Consider the following 14492-nt stretch of genomic DNA (forward strand, 5'->3'; position numbering starts at 1 on the left):
GGCCATTATGTTCACGCCGTCGGGATAGTTCTGCAGCGTGGTGCCCAGCGGATTGTGCAGATGCGAGACATCGTGGGCGGTGACCGCGAAGAACCTGCGACACCACCTTCACGTCAGTCGGCGAAATCGAATTCGCCGGCCCGCACGCCCGACATGAACGCCCGCCATTCCGATTTCGTGAACCACAGCACCGGGCTGTGGCGATCCTTGGAATCGCGCAGTGCGATCTGTCCCTCGTGGTACGCGACCTCGACACAGTCGCCGCCGCCGTAGCTGAAACTGCTCTTGGCGAACCTGGGCCCGCGACGCTCGCCGCGAATCGTCTTGCGGTTCATGGCCTTCATTCCTTCCCCCGGAGGGACACTCCCCATGCCCCTGCTGTTGAATCGCTGACGACAAGCACAGTGCTATCCGAACCACCGGCAGCGCAACTGAATTCATGCCATCTTGCACGCCGACTCATCGAAATGCTCATGTCCGCAATTCTACGGCGACCCACCGACAGAAACCGGTGACGCGGGGACCGCGATAACGGCTCGCACCCGCTACGACGCTGTGCCTCAGCCTCGTTCGATCCGCTGCTGCACGGCGGCCGCGAGCGTCGAGTCGCCGCGCGCGGTGGGGTGCCAGGGGAATCCGAGCAAGTCGGTGCGCGGGTCGAAGGCTCCGGCCACCCAGGAGTCCGCGGCGCAGGCGCCGTGCCCGGCGGTGACCGCCCGGGCGTCGAGGAAGTCCACGTTCAGCAGGCGGGCGGCCTCACGCTGGGCCGTGTCGATCCGGTCCAGGAATCCGGTGACCGCGCCGGCCCGGGGCTGCACCACATCGACGCCGAGGATGCTCGCACAGGCGGAGTCCTGGCCGGGGGTGTGGATCTCCGGGTATCCCACGAAGATGACGCGTGCGTTCGGGGCGTAGTAGCGGATGTACTCGACCGCTTTGCGGACCCGGTCGGCGTACCCCTGGCCGGTGACGGTCGCGGGGTCGGGGGTGCGGCCTTGCGCCGCGGCATCCGGACCGCAACCGGCGGCGAGGTCGGCCAGGCACGCCATCGACAGGACGACCGGATGGTCGGTCCCCCAGGCGTCGTTCATGCCGAGCTGGATGGTCACGGCCCGGGTCCGCGGCCCGAACGCGCCCTCGGACGCGGCCCGCTTCACCTGATGCACCAGCGCCCAGCCCGAGGTGTCGATGGTGCCGCCCTGACACGAGGTGTCCTCGACGTCGTCCGGCGCCAAGCCCATCCGCTGGGTCAGCTGCGTCGGCCACGAGGTGGCCACATGCTTGCAGCCGGGATCCCCGTCCTTGTTCAGCAGATCGAGGATCTCCCCATTGGCGGAGAAGGAATCGCCGATCGTCACGAGGGTTTTACCGCCGGGCGCCTCCGCCGTGGCTGACGGCGCCACCGCGCCGAGCACCGCCGCGGTGCCACACACCGTGACCGCCGCAACCAACCGCAACCGAGCCGAACTTTTCACTACCCGCGTACCTCTTGTCGATGCCTTTGTGAAAACCGATTGCTTCCAATTCGAAGCCACTGTAACCGCGCGACCACAACGTCGAGGTTCGATTGCGAATTCGGCAGCCCGCCCGCGCGCGGATCGGCTGTCATGCCGGAATGACGGCTGCAGGTCGTCGAACCAGTCGACGACGCGCTCCCAGGCGGAGGGCGGGAGGTCCACGATCAGGGCGGCGATCGAGTAGTGGTCGCGGGAGACGGTTAGGAAGGTCGGGGCTTGACCGGATCGACCATGTCCCGTCCCCCGGAGCCGGCGGGCTTTCCCGTGCTCTGGAACCGATCGAGAATCCGACCCTCTGCGTAACAAGCGATTCGGGAGCAACTCGCGCGGAACCGGCTATGCCGCAACAACATTGCGGCAGCGGCAGATCTCTTGGTGGCATGCTGGAACACGTGTCGACTATCGCCCTGTACTACCCGTGGATGCGCTTCCGGAACGAGAATTGGCTCAAGCTGGCCATTTTGACCTGGGACTCGGTCGGGCGGATTCAGCCGCGGCTCACCATGGACGTGGACTCCGAGCTGGTGACGCAGTTGCGGGCGGAGACGGACTTCCTGTTCGGGGTCGAGCCTTCGCGGCGGGAGATCGTGGCTGTCGCGGATGTGTTCGGGGAGATCGTGGAGTTGGGCGGTGACGACCTGCGCAAGCGATTCTCCTGGCGGCAGGCCGTCGAGGACGCCTCCGGCGAGCGGGCGGTGTCGGGGCCGCGAGCCGACTACCCGGGTCTGAGGTGGGTGCACGCCGGCCAAAGCGGTCCGAAGATGACTCCGCCGCTGCTCAGTTCGTTCGAGGCGGCGGATCTCGCCGTTGTCGTCTACGAGGACGACGCCGTCTATGTCGGGTTGCATCCCGCGCTCGCCCGGATCTATCTCACCGCCCTGGCCGACGTGGTGTCCCGGCACCGCGCGCTGGCCCCGGCCACCGACGACGTGCACAGCGCCGTCGGCACTCTGGACCGCCTGTACGAACTCCTGCTCGACGAGGACGTGGCCGTTCCCGCGATCGGTGACGTCGAGGGCGCGTACATCCATCTCGCGGTCGAGGCGTCCATCCGGCCCGATCATCTCGAGACGGTCCCGCTGGACACCCTGATCGCCTTCCGGGACCGCTACGGCGGTGAGCTGGCGGCCTTCCGGGCCCACGTCGCGTCCCTGTCCACCGATCTGGGAACGATTGCCGCGATCGAGGATCCGGTTGTCGCCGAGAAGCACTTGCAAAGCGTCTACAACGCCAAGACCAAGCCCCAGCTGGACGAACTCCGGCACGCGCTGCGAGCCCTGGGCGTCGAATCCGGTACCGGGCTGCTCGGAATCAAGGTCGATATCACTAAGTCCACCGCCGGCACGCTGCTCGGGGCCGGTCTCGCCGCCACGGGGTCTCCGGCGGCGATGGCCGGCGGGGCCGCGCTCGCTGTCGGGTCCTATGTGGCGGACCGGAGAAAGGCGCGGCGCGCAGCACACCGCGAGTCGCCCGTCTCCTATCTGCTGGCTGTCGACAAGGAGCTGTCGGGACGGTCGTTGATCGACCGGATGCGGCGGCGCGGTCGATAGCGGCTCAAGCCAGGATGATCGAGGCGGCGTGTTCGCCGATCATCATCGTGGCGGCGTTGGTGTTGCCGCCGACGATGCTGGGCATGATCGAGGCGTCGGCTACTCGGAGGCCCTCGATGCCGCGGACGCGGAGGGTCGGGTCGACCACGGCTCGGGCGTCGGCGCCCATGCGGCAGGTGCCTACGGGGTGGTAGACGGTGGTGGCGCGGTTGGGGATCTCGGCGGCGAGGTCGGCTCGGGTGGGGTAGGCGGGGCCGGGGGAGATTTCGGTGTCCACGGCGGGGGTGATGGATTTGGCGGACATGACTTCTCGGGTGAGGTCCATGCCGTAGGCGAGGGTGTCGAGGTCGTTCTGGTCGGCGAGGTAGTTGGGGTCGATGGCGGGGGCGGCGGTGGCGTCTGCCGAGGTCAGGCGGAGGGTGCCGCGACTGCGGGGGTAGATCATGGTGACCATGATCGTGAGGGATCGGCGGGGGTCGGGGATGTGGCGGGTGGGGGCGTCCTGATTGGGGCCGGGGTAGCTCCAGGGGAGGACGTGGAGTTGCAGGTCGGGGATGCCGGTGGTGTAGGGGGTGCGCAGGAAGGCGACGGCTTCGAAGACGCTGCGGGCCAGCCAGGTGGTGTTGTTGCGCAACGATTCCCGGACGAAGGCGCGGGCGAAGTAGGCCGGGGAGGAGCGGCGCACGGCGGTGGGCATGGCGAAGGACATGGGGACGAACAGATGGTCGTGCAGGTTGTCGCCGACGGGGAGGTCCGCGGCGACGTCGATGCCGAAGGCGCGCAGGTGGTCGGCGGGGCCGACGCCGGAGAGCATGAGCAGGTGGGGTGAGCCGAAAGCGCCTGCGCTGACGATGATCTCGCGGTCGGCGTGCAGGATGTCGATGCCGTTGCCGGTGCGGTATTCCACGCCGACGGCCCGGCCGTTGTCGATCACGATGCGCAGGACCTGCGTATTCGCCAGCACGGTCAGGGTTTTCGGCCGGTCGTCGAGGTAGCCGACCGAGGTGCTCGAGCGCAGGCCGTCGCTGTTGCTCTGCTGCAGGATCGAGACGCCTTCCTGTTCGGCCCCGTTGTAGTCGGGGTTGAGTGGCAGGTCGGTGGTCTCGGTGAAGGCCCGCATGAACGATTCGGAGGCGGGGGTCAGGTCGCGGGCGCGGATCACCTTGATCGGGCCGGAGTCGCCGCGGAACTGGTTGGCCCCGTCCTCGAAGGACTCGAACTTGCGGAAGCTGGGCAGCACGTCCTCGTAGGACCAGCCGGTGTTGCCCTCGGCGGCCCAGTCGTCGAAGTTGCGGCGGTTGCCGCGCACGAACACCATGCCGTTGACGGAGCTGGACCCGCCGACCACCTTGCCGTGGGTCTGCGGGATCTTGCGGCCCAGGGCGTGCTTCTGTTCGACGGTGTAGTGCCCCCAGTCGATGAGCTTCTTGAGCTGGGGCACGCTGTGCATCGGGCCGATCATGCCGGGTTTGCGCATGAGCCGGGAGCGGTCGGAGCGGCCCGCCTCGAACAGGGTGACGGTGGCGCCGGTGTCGGCGAGCCGGCGCGCGATGATCGCCCCGGCGCTGCCGGAGCCGATGACGATGTAGTCCGTAGCAGCCATGATCAGCCCTTCCGCCACACAAGTCTCGTCCCGTCCGGGCCGCGAAACTAGAATGTGTTGCGAAAATACTCGAAAGCGACCGCACAGGAACCCGTTTCGGAGCGCGGATCACGGCGACAGTACTGTCACATCCGGATCGGCTCCGGCGCCGAAGACCACCTGGCGGTCGCGAAACCGTCATGCAGTTGTGCCGCCGCCTCGCACGTTCGTTCATCTGATGGTGGCCGCGGCGCGGCACCCTGGTGCCGGGTACGCGGGTCCGCCACGCACCACGACAGCAGGATGTGCAGAACCCTTGGTAATCCTCACGGAACGACGCCGCCCGGCGGAGCGGGAACAGACCCTCGCCCCGGTGACGCCCGCCCTCACGCCCGCCCGCGACGGCGACTACCCCTCGCGCGGCAGCGACTACGCGGCCCTGATGCGGCGCGTACGGCAGGCGGGCCTGCTGGAACGGCGCCTGCGGTACTACGGGTGGAAAACCGGTCTCACCGTAGGCGTTTTCGCGCTGGGCTGGGCGGCGTTCGCGGCGATCGGCGACTCCTGGTGGCAGCTGGGGACGGCGGTGTTCCTGGCGGTCGCGTTCGCGCAGGTCGCGTTCCTCGGGCATGACGCCGGGCACCGGCAGGTCTTCCGGACACGCCGGGCCAACCATTGGTTCGGCTTGTTCGTCGGCAATCTGGCGACCGGTGTGAGCATCGGCTGGTGGACGAGCAACCACAATCGCCATCACGCGCACCCCAATACCGAGGGTGAGGATCCGGATGTCGGCGGCATTCTGGCCCACTCGGCGGAGCGCGCGGTCACCGGAAAGGGCTGGCGGCGCTTCATCTTCCGCTATCAGGCGTGGCTGTTCTTCCCGATGCTGCTGCTGGAGGCGGGCAGCCTGCACTTTTCCAGTGTGCGCGCGGTCCTGACCTGGCCGATCCGGAACCGGGTCCGAGAAGGGGCGTTCCTGGTCGCGCACGCCGTCCTCTACCTGTCGGCGGTGTTCCTGGTGCTGTCGCCGGTCAAGGCGCTGGTCTTCATCGCCGTGCATCAGGGTCTGTTCGGCTTCTACATGGGCTTCACGTTCGCCCCGAATCACAAGGGGATGCCGGTCCTCCTCGAGGGCGACAACACCGATTTCCTGCGCCGCCAGGTCCTCACCGCACGCAATGTGAGCGGCGGCGCCCTGATCGACCTCGCACTGGGCGGCCTCAACTACCAGATCGAGCACCATCTGTTCCCCTCCATGCCGCGTGCCGCCCTGCGCTCGGCCCAGCCGATGGTCCGAGCCTTCTGCGCCGAGCACGCTATTCCCTATGCCGAAACCACGCTCCTCACCTCCTACGCTCAGGCCCTGGGCCACTTGAACGCCGTCGGCCGTCAGGTGCGTTAGGCACCCGCCACGTGATCCCGCCCGATCACGACCGGTTCGATGGTTGGGCGACCCGGCCGCGCGGGGTTCGTTTCAGCTCGGCGAACGCGCCGCGCGGCGGCTATCTCCCACCACGCGGCCCGCTCACCGCCGCGCCGGCTCGGCAATAGCCCAGCGCCAGCGGCGAACACCATGCCTTTGCGCGCCGCCGACACCGACACCGAGTAGGCAGCGTGGCCATATAGGTTGGGGGACATGCTGTATGGCCGCGCACACGAGGAACAGCGGATCACCACGCTGCTGAACGGGGCCGTGGACGGCCAGAGCGGTGCGGTGGAGATCGTGGCCGACGCGGGTGGCGGGAAGACAGCGCTGCTGGACCGCGCGGCGGAGCTCACCGGCGGCGACTGGCGGGTGCTGCGCTGCGCGGGCGTGGAGGGCGATTCGGAGCTGCCGTTCTCGGGACTGCAGGAGTTGCTGATGGCGGCCGGCGGTCATGTCGACGCCCTGCCGCTGGATGCCCTGCCCGGCCCGCAGGCCGATGCCCTGCGGGCGGTGATCGGGCTGCGGGTCGCGACCGAGCCGATCGACCGCTTCCTGGTCGGTCTGGCGACCCTGTCACTGCTGGCCGAACTGGCCGAGGGCGGCCCGGTGCTGTGTACGGTCGACGATGTTCAGTGGCTGGATTCCGCTTCGGCGCAAGCACTTCGGTTCGCGGCGCGCCGACTCGGCGCCGAGGGCATCGTGATCCTGTTCGCGAGCCGCGCCGAGGCGGTCCTGCCGGGCGTGCCCGGCCTTCATCTGCCGCCGCTGGACACCACGGCCTCGGCGCGGCTGCTCGCCGACAACTGGCCGGGGCTGCGCCGCGATATGCGGGAGCGGGTGCTGCGGGAGGCAGCGGGAAATCCGCTGGCGCTGCTGGAGTTTCCGCGAATGGATCTGGACGCGCTGCCGGTCGGGCCGCTGCCCCTGCCACATCGGTTGTCCAGCGGCTATCGACACCAGATCGCGGAGCTCTCGCCCGCGTCGCGCACCGCGTTGCTGGCGGCCGCGGCGGAGACGGCCGGTGATCTGCGACTGGTGCTGCGCGTGCTCGACGCCCTCGGCGTCGATCCGGAGGGCATCGCCGAGGCTGAGGCCGCGAGCCTGATCGACGTCACCGCGCAGGCGATTCGGTTCCGCCACCCACTGGTGCGGGCGGCGGTCTATCACGGTGCGTCGTTCGCCGAGCGCCGGCCCGTGCACGCCGCACTGGCCGCCGCGTCCGACGATGACCCCGATCGCCGTGCCTGGCATCTGGCGGCAGCGACCGTCGGCCCGGACGAGGAGATCGCGGCATTGCTGGAATCGGCGGCGTTTCGCGCTGTGGATCGAGCCGGTTACTCGGCGGCCGCGGCGGCCGCGGAGCGGGCCGCCGCCCTGACCACGGATCTCGAAAACCGTAACCGCCGAATACTTCTGGCGATCGAATGGGCCGCCGCCGCGGGCGCCTATCAGCGCGCCGCCGAACTGGGCCGATCGGCCGGGCAGCTGCCGCTGGCTCCGGACGAGCGAGCGCGGCTGGGCTGGGTGAAGGCGCTGATCGCGTACGAACAGGGCGACCTGCGCGGGTCGCAGGATTCGCTGTTCGCGGCGGCCGAGGAGGTGGCCGCGATCGACCCCGAGCGCGCCGGACCACTGTTCATGGAGGCGGCCCGCTCGTCCTGGGTGCTGGGTGATCCCGCGCCCGCCTACCACGCGCGCGCCCAGCTGGCGGAGCTGCGCTTGCCGCCCGAACAGCGGTCGGCGTTCCTACGCGCGCTCGACGGAGCACTGAATTTGCATTCCGGCGAGCTCGCCGAGGGCGTCACGCGGATCCGGGCCACCATCGCCGAGAGCCATCGTTCCGACGATCCGGCCCTGGTGCTGGCCGCGACCGGGCAGGCCATGCTGATCGGCGATCTCGAGGACGCCCAGGCGCTGGCGCAGCGCTTCTCGGACACCGCGCAGTGCCAGGGCCGGGTCGGGCGGTTCGCGACGGGGGCCATCTACGCCGGTGCGGCGGACCTGATGCTGGGCCGGCTGTGGGAGGCCGAGGAGAAGGTCGCGCACGCCGTGCGGGTGTCGCGGGACATCGGTCAGCTGAGCGAGATCGGCTTCGGCGAAGGCTATCTCGCGCTCATCGCCGGGATTCGCGGGGATGAGCCGCGCTGCCTGGAACTGCTCGATCACCCGCGCCGATCGCACGGGCAGGACAATTTCATCAACCACGTCAACCACGAATGGGCGCGGGCCCTGGTCGATCTCGGGCACGGGCGCTACGAACCGGCGTTGGATCGCCTCGACGCCCTGCACCGTATTCCGAACCGGATCCGCGGCCACTGGCTGCACCTGCTGCGCGATCTGGTGGAGGCCGCGGTGCGCGCGCGCCAACCCGAACGGGCGGCGCACGCGGTGGAGGAGATCGAGCGGTGGTCGGCGGCACTGGGTTCGCCTTTCGCCGAGTCGATCTCGGTTCGCTGTCAGGCCATGCTGCACTCCGACGGCGACGCCTACACGCGGGCGCTGAAACTGCAGGCCGCCGAGGGACTCTGGTACGACCACGCCCGAACGGCGCTGCTCTACGGCGAGTGGCTGCGCCGCGAACGCAGCATCGGCGAGGCCCGGACGCAGCTCCGCGCCGCGGGCGAGACCTTCGAGCGGCTCGGTGCGATTCCGTGGGCGGCGCATGCCCGCAACGAATTACGCGCCGCGGGCGATCTGGCGCGACGGCCGGAGACGGCCCTGGCCGCGGAGACTGCCGCGTTGACGCCGCAGGAACTGCAGGTGGTCCGGCTCGCCGCGGCCGGTGCGACGAACAAGGAGATCGCGGCCAAGCTGTTCATCAGCCCGAAAACCGTCAGCCACCACCTGTACCGGGCTTTTCCCAAGCTCGGCGTCAGCAATCGCGTCGAGCTGGCCCGGCACACGTCCTTGTGACCGGCGCGGTGCCCTATCGGAAAGAAATAGGGCATTCGTCCGATGGACCGCACGGACCCCGGTTCCTACTGTCGACGATAGGTTGGCGAAAGGGTAGGAACATGATTCGAAAGTCTCTGGTGGTTCTCGCGGCGGGCGCGCTGATCGGCGCGCCCGCGACCGCGACGGCCCAAGCCGCGCAGCCCGAGTCGGTCGCGGGTGTCCAGGACGTGGCGATCAGCACCGGGTCCGCGGGTGCAGACGTGGTGATCAACGGTTTGATCGCGGCGATCTTCGGGCCGAACGAACCGGGCAAGTGCAAGTTCCCGTACTGCTTCTGAGCGATATCGCGGTCGCGGAACAGGCGACCGGCTGAGGAACCCCGGGCTCCGTGGCCCGGGGTTCTCATCTGAAAGGACTACCCGTGAAACGAATCATCGGAATCGTCGCGGCGGCCGCCGCCGTGAGCCTGGCGGTGGCCGGCTGCCAGGACGAGGTGACGACGCCCAGCGGTGGATCGCAGGCACCCGCCACCACCGTCAGCGCGGGGGGATCCGCGCCGGCCACCGTCCCCGCGCACTCGCCGGAGAATCCGCCGCAGTCCCAGGGTAATCCGACACAGTCCCAGGGGAACTCACGACCGCCGGCGGACACCGCGCCCGCCACCGCGGCCAACGGCCGGTGCGTCAGCCTGACGTCGCCGGTGGTCACACAGGCGCTCACGACACTCGGCGGCGGCGTGGGCGGGGACGGGTTCTATGCCGAGAGCGGCACCGACGCGGCCGTCGGCTCCTGCCCCGCACTGCTGTGGATCCGGGCCGGGACTCCGCACGGCACCGCAAGTTCACCCTGGCACGTGATGCTGTTCAACCACGACGGCTACCTGGGCACGGCGACCAAACGGTCCACCTCCTACACGAGCGTGGTCGGATCCTCCGATCGCACGGTGCAGGTGCAGTACCGCTGGCTCGCCGGGAACGACGCGAACTGCTGCCCGTCGGGCGGCCCGTCCGTGGTGACGCTCACCCTCGGATCCGACGGGCACAGCGTCACTCCCGACCGCGACTTCCCCGCACAGGCCATCGCGCCCAAGTGAGCCGGGCCCGCCGATCAGCGCGCGACCGTCCGCAGGTGCGGACCCTCCGGTTGCAGGGCTCCTCGACCACAGCGAGAGGTGAACGTGGTATGCCGCAACAGGTTTCGATACCTGCGGTCGTTTTCGCTGTCCGGCGGGGTTCATCGATCACCGTGCGATGAGGTAACTGTAAGATTGCCATAGTCTCTTCGCCACTGCGCTTTCGGTCACGAGACGTTGGTGCTGGGACAACTCCGCGCATCCCGGTACACCCCCGGTGCATCACGCCGCTCCCCCACCGCCGCCCCGCATTCCTCCCGGCACCGGTCCCGAAGAAGATCGATTTCCGGCCCGCGGGTGCCCATTTCGGACATCCACGCCAGACCCGCGGGCACAGGATGGCGCAATCAGCGGAGCCTTGGCGCAATCGGGGCTGGCCGTGTTGCCCGCGATTCACGAAGCTGGAAGCGGGATCCGGGCGCACCGGCCGCGCCGCGGGTGTACCCGGAGACCTCTCACCGCTCCGCCGCGCCAGGTGCGTCAGCCGGGCGGGCGGTGGCAATCCCGAGGACCAGAGGCAACACCGGTGATCAATCACAGGCCGGCCCAGCGTGGGCTCCGAATGCGCCCGATCTCCACTACCGCACTACTGGTGGATTTCGCGCTGGGTCGTGGCTTGTCGATCGCATCGATTCTGCGGCACACCGGCATCCGCGACGTGCAGCTCGCCCACCCCGGCACCGAGATCACCTTCACCCAGCACGTGGCGGTGATCCGCAATATCGTGCACGGCATCGGCGACGAGGCGGGCTTCGGCCTCATGGCGGGACTCACCTGCCATCCCCCGCAGATCGGCGCGATCGAACGCACGGTCATGAGTCAGCCCACGGTCCGGCAGGCGTTCGAGGTGGCGATCCGGTTCGCCGAGCGGTCCTGCTCGCTGGCCCGCCATACGATCGAGCGGCGTGGCGACGAGATCGAGCTGGTGCGTGACGATTCCATGCTGCCCGTCGAAATCCGTCGTTTCGCCCTGGAACACGACATCGGGGCGCTGGTCAGCGTGCAGCGCGACGCTGTGCAAATGCGCCGGCCCATCAAGCGGGCCGAGACCACGGTGGCCGCCGATCCGGTCTACGAGGGCATCGCGGTGGTGCTCGGCGTCCGCGACCTCATGTTCGAGGCGCCTCGCACGGCATTGGTGCTCGACCCGCTGCTGCTCGATATGCCCATGCCGCAAGCGAATCCGTGCTTCGCGGGCCTGTACGCGGTCCGCGATGACGGCCGAGCGCCCCGCCATCCGACCCGCGTGCGCTTCGACGACGGTCCAGGGCCTCGCTGATCAAATGTCCGGCCGTGCCGATCGCTCCGCACCCTCACGCCGATCGCTGCCGGGTCTGGATGCGTTGCGACCGTGAACCATTCGTGAGGCCACCAGTGCCCGCGAGGTGCCGTGCCGACTCGGCATCGTGGGTGCGGGAGTGGTCGCGGTCGACATGGCCACGGTGTGGCGGGCTCCGGGTTCGATGTCGTGCTCATCGCGCGGGAATCCATGCGCTCACGCTGACCGCCCATGCTCACGCTGTTCGTCGCGCCCCCACGCTGTTCGCGGTACGCGTCAGGAGCGTCCCGCCGGCACGGGACCGTCCGAGACGCGGCGTTCGGCGATGGACTCCCATCGTCGCGCGGCCCGCCGAATCGCCTGTGGGCCAGAATATCCCAGGATTTCGGCCTGCCTGGCCCGGCCCAGGTGCTTTCCGGCGGTGTCGGCGCGGCGCAGTCGTTCCAGTCGTGCGCGGTCGAGTTCCTGCCGCCAGGTGGTGCCCGCCTCGGTCAGCCGGCGCTGTAAGGTGCGGCGGCTCACCATGAGTCGTCGTGCGACGGTGGCGAGCGAGGCGTCGCCGGCGACGAAGGCTTCGGCGAGCGCCTCGGATACCTGATCCACCCAGGCGCTGGCCAGCGGGGGCGGCGGCGGGACGGTGGCGGCGACCTTCTCGAGGATGGCGTGCAGTACCGGGTCCGCGGTGGTGAGCGGTACGTCCATATCGGCGGCGCGGAAGGTGATGGAGTCCTCCGACGCCCCGAACTCGATGGCCCGGGTGCCGACCAGGTCGTGCAGATCGGTGTGGTTGCGCGGGGCCCGCTGCCGCAGTCGGACCCGGACCGCGTCGAACGGCCCCGCCGCGACTCGGCGGGCCCGCCCGCGCAGGGAGACGACCGCCCACAGGTGGGTCAGGTCGCGGGCGGTGTCGTCGCCCTCGATGATCTCGAAGCCGAAGGTGATGTCACCGTTGTCCTCCTCGGTGCGGGACAGCCGGTGGTTGGTGGTGATATCGCTGATGAACGGCCCGACGGTGGCCAGGCCCTCCCCGATGGTGGCCGAGGTGGAGAACAGGTAGTCGCACAGCCCGCCCGCGCCGAGGGTGAACCGGCAGCCCACCCGGGCGGGGACGAGCGGATCGTCGAGGGCGCGGGCGGCCACGTCCCACATGCGCGCATAGGCCGAGCTGGGGACCTGGATATCCCCGTCATCCATGGACCAGTGCGGGATACCGGTCTCTCGGAGCAACCAGTCGGTATCCAACCCGTTCGCCGCCAGTTCGGTGATGGCGAACCTGTGCAGGGACAGGCGATATGTGGTCTCCAAGATCCCTCCGGCCACGCGCACAGGACCACTCGTTGCTATCGAGAACGTAGTCACAGACCGCGTGATCCGGGGGCGACATCGGCCGATTGGCCGAAAAACGAACCCTGTCGGCCGCACCGGAATTCGGAGGATTCACCGGGCCGGTTCGTGGCGAACCGACCCGGCGGAGGATCAGTGGTGGTGGTCGTCGTCGCCGTGCGGGTGGCCGTGGGCGAGCTCGTCGGCGGTGGCGTCGCGCACGTCGACCACCTTGACCGCGAAGTTGAGCCGCTGACCGGCCAGGGGGTGGTTGGCGTCGATGATGACCTCGTCGCCGTCGACCTGCTGGACGACCACGATCTGGGATTCGCCGTCCGGGGCCTCGGCGTGGAACTCCATGCCCGGCTCGAGCTCGTCGACGCCCTCGAACATGTCCCGCGGCACACTGCTGACCAGTTCGGCCAGGTAGTCGCCGTAGCCGTCCTCGGGCTCGACCACGACGGTCAGCTCGTCCCCGGTGCTCTTGCCCTCGAGCGCCTGTTCCAGGCCCGGCACGATGTTGTCCGCGCCGTGCAGGTAGGTGAGCGGCTCGTCGCCGACGGAGGTGTCCAGCACCTCGCCGTCGTCGGCCGTCAAGGTGTATTCGATGGAGACGACCTTGTCAGCGGCGATCGACATGGGTGACCCTTTCGCAGAGGAATGCGGACCGCGCAAATGTAACCCGGACCCACCGGTTCGCTACCGTCGGCGTCGACAACACGCGACACCCGAGGAAGACGGCCGATGAGAGTTTTCGCAGCCCTGGATCCGCGCCTGCCCCTGTCGCAGGTGCCCGCGGTGGCGCGCCGGATGGAGGCCCTGGGCTTCGACGGCATCCATATTCCGGAGACGATCCACGACTCCTTCGCGGTGGCGCTGCTGGCCGCCGAACACACGAGCCGCATCACGGTGCGCACGGCGATCACGTTGGCCTTCGTCCGCTCTCCCACCCTGGTCGCCTACAGCGCGTGGGATCTCGCGAGCTTCTCAGGCGGGCGGTTCGAACTGGGGCTGGGCACCCAGATCAAGCAGAACATCGAAGACCGGTACGCCATGCCCTGGACCGAACCGGTCGGCCGGATGGGCGAGTACGTCGAGGCCGTGCGGGAACTGTTCGCGGCCTTCGCTTCCGGTGAATCGGTCCGTTACGAGGGCGACCACTACCGGCTCACGCGCATGCAGCCCTACTTCAACCCCGGGCCCAGCGAGATGGCCGCCCCTCCGGTGCTGCTGGGCGCGGTCAACACCGGAATGTGCACGCTGGCCGGACGACTCGCCGACGGCGTGATCACCCACTCCACCAACGCCGATCCGGGCTATCTGCGCGACGTGGTGCGACCTGCCCTGGTGGCGGGTGCGGTCGAGGGCGCGCGGGCCACGCCCCCGATCTACGCCTCCGCGCCGGTCGCCACCGGTGCGAGTGCCGAGCTGGTGAATCGCGAACGCGAGCGGATGCGCCGCCTGCTCGCGTTCCTCTACTCCACGCCGTCCTACAAACCCACGCTCATCCGGCTCGGCCTGCCCGAACTATTCGACCGGCTGCGGGAACTGACACAGGCGCAGCGGTGGGACCGGCTGTCGGCGGTGATGACCGACGATGTGCTGGACACCCTGCTCGTCTGCGGCGATTACGCCGCGCTGCCAGGACTCCTGCGGGAGCGCTACGACGGGCTCGCGGAGGGCGTCGTGATGGCGGCTCCCGCCGACGACGGGGCCGACGACCGCCTGCGGAAGGCCATCGAGGAGCTCCGGTCGAACTGAAGCGGCACCGGGGCCCGCGCGGAAACC

The 14492-nt window shown here is 69.2% G+C and carries 12 protein-coding genes; 7 read left to right on the forward strand and 5 right to left on the reverse strand.

Annotated features, from left to right (window positions below; genetic code table 11):
- Window positions 1–113: 113 nt before the first annotated feature.
- On the reverse strand, window positions 114–335 hold the full coding sequence (locus ABZ412_RS35385; protein ID WP_357289539.1) for a DUF397 domain-containing protein: 222 nt from the start codon (window positions 333–335) through the stop codon (window positions 114–116).
- A gap of 225 nt (window positions 336–560) precedes the next feature.
- Entirely contained in the window at window positions 561–1475 is a 915-nt protein-coding gene (locus ABZ412_RS35390) for an SGNH/GDSL hydrolase family protein (RefSeq protein ID WP_357289542.1), read from the reverse strand.
- Window positions 1476–1909: 434 nt separating this feature from the next.
- On the opposite strand from ABZ412_RS35390, the gene ABZ412_RS35395 reads away from it, so the two are divergent.
- Window positions 1910–3067, forward strand: coding sequence for a DUF6236 family protein (locus ABZ412_RS35395; RefSeq protein WP_357289545.1), 1158 nt, complete (start codon window positions 1910–1912; stop codon window positions 3065–3067).
- A 4-nt stretch (window positions 3068–3071) separates the two neighbouring features.
- Here ABZ412_RS35395 and ABZ412_RS35400 read toward each other — a convergent pair whose 3' ends face one another.
- Entirely contained in the window at window positions 3072–4670 is a 1599-nt protein-coding gene (locus tag ABZ412_RS35400; RefSeq protein ID WP_357289548.1) for an FAD-dependent oxidoreductase, read from the reverse strand.
- Window positions 4671–4965: 295 nt separating this feature from the next.
- Here ABZ412_RS35400 and ABZ412_RS35405 point away from each other — a divergent pair, with 295 nt between their 5' ends.
- The 5 genes from ABZ412_RS35405 (at window position 4966) to ABZ412_RS35425 (ending at window position 11381) form a co-directional block, all read left to right on the forward strand.
- Entirely contained in the window at window positions 4966–6051 is a 1086-nt protein-coding gene (locus ABZ412_RS35405) for an acyl-CoA desaturase (RefSeq protein ID WP_357289551.1), read from the forward strand.
- Between the two features lie 234 nt (window positions 6052–6285).
- Window positions 6286–8988, forward strand: coding sequence for a LuxR family transcriptional regulator (locus ABZ412_RS35410; protein ID WP_357289554.1), 2703 nt, complete (start codon window positions 6286–6288; stop codon window positions 8986–8988).
- 101 nt (window positions 8989–9089) lie between these two features.
- Complete coding sequence (locus ABZ412_RS35415) at window positions 9090–9308, forward strand: hypothetical protein (RefSeq protein ID WP_357289556.1); 219 nt, start codon at window positions 9090–9092, stop codon at window positions 9306–9308.
- Between the two features lie 83 nt (window positions 9309–9391).
- Window positions 9392–10063, forward strand: a complete 672-nt coding sequence (locus tag ABZ412_RS35420) for an LppP/LprE family lipoprotein (RefSeq protein WP_357289559.1) — start codon at window positions 9392–9394, stop codon at window positions 10061–10063.
- Between the two features lie 631 nt (window positions 10064–10694).
- A complete protein-coding gene (locus ABZ412_RS35425) occupies window positions 10695–11381 on the forward strand; it encodes an AraC family transcriptional regulator ligand-binding domain-containing protein (protein WP_357289561.1) in 687 nt (228 codons plus the stop codon).
- A 276-nt stretch (window positions 11382–11657) separates the two neighbouring features.
- Here ABZ412_RS35425 and ABZ412_RS35430 read toward each other — a convergent pair whose 3' ends face one another.
- Complete coding sequence (locus ABZ412_RS35430) at window positions 11658–12686, reverse strand: AraC family transcriptional regulator ligand-binding domain-containing protein (RefSeq protein ID WP_357289564.1); 1029 nt, start codon at window positions 12684–12686, stop codon at window positions 11658–11660.
- 171 nt (window positions 12687–12857) lie between these two features.
- Window positions 12858–13343, reverse strand: a complete 486-nt coding sequence (locus ABZ412_RS35435; RefSeq protein ID WP_357289567.1) for a peptidylprolyl isomerase — start codon at window positions 13341–13343, stop codon at window positions 12858–12860.
- Between the two features lie 105 nt (window positions 13344–13448).
- Between ABZ412_RS35435 and ABZ412_RS35440 the strand changes: the two genes are divergently transcribed.
- A complete protein-coding gene (locus ABZ412_RS35440; protein ID WP_357289570.1) occupies window positions 13449–14465 on the forward strand; it encodes a TIGR03617 family F420-dependent LLM class oxidoreductase in 1017 nt (338 codons plus the stop codon).
- Window positions 14466–14492 lie beyond the last annotated feature (27 nt).

Origin of the sequence: Nocardia sp. NPDC005746 (genome assembly GCF_040630785.1) — a bacterium.
GTDB lineage: Bacteria > Actinomycetota > Actinomycetes > Mycobacteriales > Mycobacteriaceae > Nocardia.